Below are 4,237 nucleotides of genomic sequence, written 5' to 3' on the forward strand. Positions count from 1 at the left end.
ATAGTAAGCCTTTTATTTTAATGAACAATATGTACCAATAAATTTGTCTTGCAAAGTTTTTAAGAACATTGGACTCAGCTGTTTCATAAAGTAATCGTATCAATGAATGAGGATGTAAAAGATGAGAAACTATAGGGAAATACAAACTCAACCAATAATTGGTCAAGCATGGACCGGAAGACATGTTATATTACTTTACTGTACAACGGACAATCAGTTTATTAATCTTTATAAAAGTTTTCATGCCCCCATTGAACCGCCACGGCAAAATTGTGCTGAAACATTATCACAGCTGCTAAGCATTGGTTATCACATAATGGCCATAACACCAATCTCACCTGCACAAATTCAATATTTGCTGGTACTTTGATTGCCATAAGTCCAATTAAAAAAGAAGGCTGAAGTTTTGGAGCCTTCTTTTTCTATTTTTAAACAAATATCTAATATTAGTGACATATGTCTTTATGGTGATTTTTCTACTTTAGTTTTTTGTTATTAATTATTACAATAAGATATAACCATTTTTACATGGTTAGAATGGGAGTGTGTTCATGAAAAAACAAAATTACTTGTTTTTCTCTAAAATGATACTATTAATAGCTTTAACTGGATGTTCCAACACTGAACAAGCTAAATTGTCAAAGAACCAGAAGCCATTAGCTGCTGGGGATTTAAAGGAATAGATTTAACGTACCATGGCAACGGATTTTTGGTCACCAGTTAAACTGTCGATTGAGGTAGCATCTGTCTCTGGCGTATTGGTTTTAATCTTAGGATTGTTTTTTGCAAAGACGATGGCTAATACGAAATTCAAAGGGAAAGCTGTAGTTGAGACGGTTTTCCTTTTACCATTAGTATTACCACCGTCTGTTGTAGGGTTCTTGTTAATTGTATTATTTGGCAGAAATAGTGTCATTGGACAGTTAATTGAATGGTTATTTAAACAACCTGTTATGTTTACATGGTGGGCTGCTGTTATTGCCTCAACTGTAGTAGCTTTTCCTCTCATGTATCAATCTGCAAAAACAGGATTTGAAGCTGTCGATGAGGATATTGAAAATGCGGCTCGTGTGGATGGAGCGAATGAAGTTCAATTGTTTCTGACTATTTCCATTCCTCTTTCCCTGAGAGCCATCATTTCCGGTACCATATTAAGTTTTGCCAGAGCCTTGGGCGAATTTGGGGCAACTTTAATGTTTGCTGGAAACATTCCTGGGAAAACCCAAACCATTTCAACCGCTATTTATATAGCTATAGATTCAGGCAATATGGAGTTGGCCTGGTTATGGGTCATTTCTTTGATCGGGATTTCTTTTTTTATGTTGATAGGTTTACAGCTAATGAAATCTTAAAAACTATTTTGGAGGAACAAAAATTTGAAAAACCTCTATCTTGATTGTATCTCTGGAATTGCAGGGGACACGACTCTGGCCGCACTTATCGATTTAGGTGCAGATCTCTCCTACATCGTTGAACAGTTGAGAGAATTACCAATTGGTCCCTTCGAAATGGAAGTACAAAATTTCACCAAATATGGTATCGCAGCAAAGAAATTTATAACACTTTTTCCAACAGCAGGTCATGAACAGCGGAATGCAAAAGAAATTTTTACCTTGATTGACGAAAGCCATCTTCCCATAAAAGTAAAAGAACGAAGTCTGGCAATCTTTAAAGAACTGGCTAATGCTGAAGGAAAGATCCAGGGAATCGACTCTAGTGAAGTTCTTTTCCAAGAGGGTGGGGGAAAGGATTCCATTATAGAAACGATCGGGGTATGCTTGGCTCTAGAAAACCTTGACATTGAAGATGTTTATGCGTCACCCGTACCAGCCGGCTATGGGACAAAGAAGCTGGCACATGGACTTTATCCTATTCCCACTCCTACTACAATGGAGTTACTGAAGGGGATACCGCTTGCGGAGTTTAACGTAAAGGGTGAACTTACCACACCAACAGGGGCAGGGATTTTAAGGGCACTGGTAAAAAAGTTTATGCCCATCGGTGGACAAATTGTTGAAGAGATTGGTTATGGAGCGGGGGAAAATGATTATGATCACCCTATTGTATTAAGGGCCCTGCTTATTAGACCGTCAGATACTAAGCCTGCCCGCTGCCAAGATCCCCAGCAAGAGCGGGAATCTATATTTATACTTGAAGCCCAGCTCGATGATATGACAGGGGAAGGGCTTGGATATACATTGGAAAGACTTTTGGCCGTGGGCGCGCTCGATGTATTTTATACTCCTGTTTACATGAAGAAAAATCGGCCGGGTACTCTTGTTACGGTTCTAGTATCCTTGGAACTAGCGGACCAGTGTGAAAGAGTTTTGTTGGAGGAAACGACTACACTCGGAGTCCGAAGAAGCATGTGGACCCGTAATATTCTTGATCGACGATTTATTGAAATAGATACCCCTTATGGACCAATTAGAGTAAAGCAGGCATTCAAAGATAACAAAATGCTGCATCAAGCTCCTGAATATGAAGATGTAGCAGCAGCAGCAAGGGAGCATAAGGTTTCTTTTCAACTTATATACCAATATGCGATGAAATTAGTGACAGATTAAAGGGGGGATCTCTTGTGAAGGAGATTCCCACTTTTTGTTAATGGAACTTAAGGAGAATTAATCAGATAATAATTACTTTTGTATGAATATCCAAAAATGTAGTAAACTAGTAATCTGGGTATTTTAAGAAATCAAATATTTGATTGTGTTTTAACTGCTATGGAAGGAGTTTCACCTTGTTAGAATCTTTATTGTTAAATTTTTTGTTTCTACTGTTTCCGGTTTTAATTTTCCTTATTTTCTTTGAGAATAAACTACATACATATAATAAAACGATCCTGATTCTGCTTTCATCTTTTTCAATGGTCTTGTGTATGGCCTTTCCTATTAAATTAGAGATTGGCTTTATCTTTGATTTACGATACATTCCTTTTATTATTGTCGCCCTTTTTGGTGGATATAAATATACTTTTCCATTATATCTCGTGCTAAACATCTACCGATTCATGATTATTGGCGGGGAAGGCACCCTCCAGTCATTTCTTTTCTCAACAGCTATTTTTATCTTAGTACCTCTTTTAAATAAATGGTTTTTTATTCAAAATGCTAAGAAACGAATTTTGGGGGCTGTTTTTGTATCTATTTTTACAATTGTCTTCTATCTATCTACCTTGGCAGCGGTTTTACCATCACTAAACAAGGAATTTTGGCTATTAACCGTAAATGCTGTTCCAACATACTCATTAGTAATGACGATTATAATGATATTAATTGAAAAAATAATTGATAATATTAAAACTCGTAATTCTTCCTTAGAATCAGAACGGCTAGATGTCCTGAGTGATTTATCCGCGAGTGTCTCTCATGAAATTAGAAACCCTCTTACCGTTACCAATGGGTTTTTACAGCTGTTAAATAAATCTGAAACGCTAACTGGCGAAGAAAAAACATATATTGAGTATGCATTGTTGGAGTTAAAAAGAGCTGAAAATATTGTGAGTGACTTTCTGGCTTTCGCGAAACCACAGTCAGAGAACATGATTTATTCAAATCTTAAGGAAGAAACAGAGTATGTAAAAAACATTATTACTCCATATGCGAACATGCATCAAGTCGATGTTCAATATTCGTTTCATAACTCCATATTTTTTAAGTATGATAAAAACCAAGTACAGCAGTGTTTAATCAATCTATATAAAAACGGTATAGAAGCAATGAAAGAAAAAGGCGGGGTTCTTTCGATTGATGTTTCCGAGCAAAAAAAGAAATTGTGATTAAAATACAGGATAATGGAATCGGTATGACAAAAGAGGAAGTGATCCGATTAGGAAATCCCTATTATTCTACAAAAAAAGAAGGCACTGGTCTTGGAATGTTTATGGTGTATAGCACGATTAATAAAGTAAATGGAAAAATACAAGTCGATAGTGAAGTAGGCAGAGGGACAACTTTTACTATTTCAATTCCTGTTTAATTGATTTTTTTTTAAAAAATCAAAATGAAGGAAATCTACGGTGCGAATCATTTTCGCACTTTTTGTTTTGTCCAACAAAAATAGAGGGGACTTTCATTTTGAAGTGAGGAATCTTATAGGAGGAAAGAGTGGGTTTTTAATTTAGTATTTTCAGAAAAAGATAAAAATTGATATTAAATTTGACAAAAAAGTGGACGTTTGCAAATTAGAAACTCTTTATAATAATCATAAATAAACCGCTTTCATCAAGGATGGT

At 35.9% G+C, this 4,237-nt stretch carries 6 protein-coding genes; all 6 read left to right on the plus strand.

Annotated features, from left to right (window positions below; translation table 11 throughout):
- Positions 1 to 121: 121 nt before the first annotated feature.
- The 6 genes from V7266_RS23815 (at position 122) to V7266_RS23840 (ending at position 3,981) form a co-directional block, all read left to right on the plus strand.
- Entirely contained in the window at positions 122 to 370 is a 249-nt protein-coding gene (locus V7266_RS23815; RefSeq protein ID WP_335471585.1) for a hypothetical protein, read from the plus strand.
- 181 nt (positions 371 to 551) lie between these two features.
- On the plus strand, positions 552 to 683 hold the full coding sequence (locus V7266_RS23820; protein ID WP_335471587.1) for a hypothetical protein: 132 nt from the start codon (positions 552 to 554) through the stop codon (positions 681 to 683).
- A gap of 12 nt (positions 684 to 695) precedes the next feature.
- Positions 696 to 1,352, plus strand: coding sequence for a molybdate ABC transporter permease subunit (gene modB / locus V7266_RS23825; RefSeq protein WP_335471589.1), 657 nt, complete (start codon positions 696 to 698; stop codon positions 1,350 to 1,352).
- 24 nt (positions 1,353 to 1,376) lie between these two features.
- On the plus strand, positions 1,377 to 2,567 hold the full coding sequence (gene larC / locus V7266_RS23830; protein WP_335471590.1) for a nickel pincer cofactor biosynthesis protein LarC: 1,191 nt from the start codon (positions 1,377 to 1,379) through the stop codon (positions 2,565 to 2,567).
- A gap of 176 nt (positions 2,568 to 2,743) precedes the next feature.
- Positions 2,744 to 3,781 carry a histidine kinase dimerization/phospho-acceptor domain-containing protein gene (locus V7266_RS23835; protein WP_335471593.1) on the plus strand — a complete coding sequence of 346 codons (1,038 nt, stop codon included), beginning with the start codon at positions 2,744 to 2,746 and terminating at the stop codon, positions 3,779 to 3,781.
- Positions 3,778 to 3,981, plus strand: coding sequence for a HAMP domain-containing sensor histidine kinase (locus V7266_RS23840; RefSeq protein ID WP_335471594.1), 204 nt, complete (start codon positions 3,778 to 3,780; stop codon positions 3,979 to 3,981). The genes V7266_RS23835 and V7266_RS23840 overlap by 4 nt, the downstream gene beginning before the upstream one ends.
- Positions 3,982 to 4,237: the final 256 nt, after the last annotated feature.

Origin of the sequence: Neobacillus drentensis (assembly GCF_036965645.1) — a bacterium.
Lineage (GTDB): Bacteria > Bacillota > Bacilli > Bacillales > Cytobacillaceae > Neobacillus > Neobacillus drentensis_D.